At 47.8% G+C, this 1,689-nt stretch carries 2 protein-coding genes; both read left to right on the plus strand.

All coding sequences use genetic code 11. The features are described 5' to 3' along the window. Positions 1-173: 173 nt before the first annotated feature. A complete protein-coding gene (locus KDK17_RS05740) occupies positions 174-1,298 on the plus strand; it encodes a hypothetical protein (RefSeq protein ID WP_257282014.1) in 1,125 nt (374 codons plus the stop codon). Positions 1,299-1,307: 9 nt separating this feature from the next. Continuing rightward, the coding region (locus KDK17_RS05745; RefSeq protein ID WP_257253468.1) for a hypothetical protein at positions 1,308-1,689 on the plus strand (382 nt) is incomplete at its 3' end.

Here is a 1,689-nt window from a genome sequence, read left to right on the forward strand (position 1 = left end):
GACGGCGTAGATAAGTCTACATAATTACAGATTATGTTAGATTTTTAGTAGCGGCCAGAAAGCAACCTGAACCATTAATTTTTTTTCAGCACCTGCCAGTGGATTGTCCTATTCTCACTGAGTTTGTCAGGACATAGGGTTGGCGGATGCTTCTCTTTTGCGGTTTACGGTCTGTGTTTTTGAATCTGATGCTGGTGACTTCCTGTTGGGGCAGTGTTGAGTCACTGGAGCGGAAAGTTCTCATAGATGTCCAGTACGACATTAACAGTCTCTATTTTGGTTATGTATTTGCCGAAGAATATAACAGGCTGTTTAAAGCCATAATGGTTTCAGTGCGTCAAGTCTATGACCGCTATGAGCAGGAACATTGGCCAGAAGGCCATTTTGCTCCAGACAATCAGACAGAAGCCCGACAGCTGCTGCTCACCAGACTTTTTCAGGAGGCCACCCGCCACACTATAGCGAACGTCACGGGTGGCTATGTTGTGGATGAGACTCACCCGGGCCGTCCCATGTTTCACCTCCTGCAGGCATTCAGTAATGCTCCGGCCATGGAAGAATCCCGGGATGTTAATCAGTGGTATCAAACCCAGCCGGTGTTGCTTCAGGGGGTTTTGGCTGAAGATCGTCGGGACTCCATGGAAAGCCTGATTGAGGAAGCTGTACTGAACAGTTTCAGAGCATTTCCGTCCAACCCACTTTCCCCGAAAGAGTTAGCCCGACAACTCGGTTTTATTCTGGTAGAAATGCAGGAGCTTTTTCTCCGTGGCAAGGGGCTCCGGTCTCTTGGCTACAAGGTCGAGCAGCAAAAACAGAACCCGGAGATTGCCAATGACCCTGCATTTATTCTTTATCTTTCCTTTTTGACTGAACGGTTTAATAGCCATGACACCCTCTGGCATACAGAGAGTCAGGAGAGCAAGTGGCGTCAGCAACCGGAAGACCTCTCGGCCCTGTTTATGGAAGCTGCCCATCGTGAAAATTATGGTATTGAATGGTATCAGCAGGTTCGCAGAATTCTGGATGGAGAAAAACCGGTCAGTGAAAAGCTGTTCAGGCAACACTTCTCGAGGGAAGATGAACTGGAAAGCTGGATCAAAACCGGGCTCAGCGTTCCGGTTGTCACGGTGATCAGCACCATGGTGGTGTATGTCAGGATTCTTTTATATGTATATGAAATGTTTTCGCCAAGGTTAAGAAGGGCTTTGTTAAATCGATTCATGTCAGCAAACCATTCATCGCTTTTTCAGCACCTGCCAGTGGGTTGTCCAATGCTGCCTGAATTTTTCAGGATATAGGGTTTGCCGATGGTTGTGTTTCGCAGTTTATTGTCCGTTTTTGTCAGCTTGATGCTGATAACGTGCTGCTGGGGCAGTGTTGAGTCACCCGAGCAAAAAGCGGTCAGGCTTGTCCGGATCCATCTCAACGATCTCTATTTGGATTATGTCTTTGCCGAAGAGAATGGGAGTCTGTTAAAAGCCATCATGGTTTCATTGAGGCAACTCTATGACCGCTACGAGCTGGATCAGTGGCTGGAAAATGACTCTGGATCAGGCAATCATACAGAAGCCCGACAGCAGCTACTCACCAGAGTCGTCCAGCAGGCTACCCGCCACACCATTGCGAAAGTCATAGGTAACGATGAGGCAGATGACAGTTACCAGGATTGTTCTATGTTTCATCTCCTGC

This window comes from Endozoicomonas sp. SESOKO2 (genome assembly GCF_024606245.1).
Classification (GTDB): Bacteria; Pseudomonadota; Gammaproteobacteria; order Pseudomonadales; family Endozoicomonadaceae; genus Endozoicomonas_A.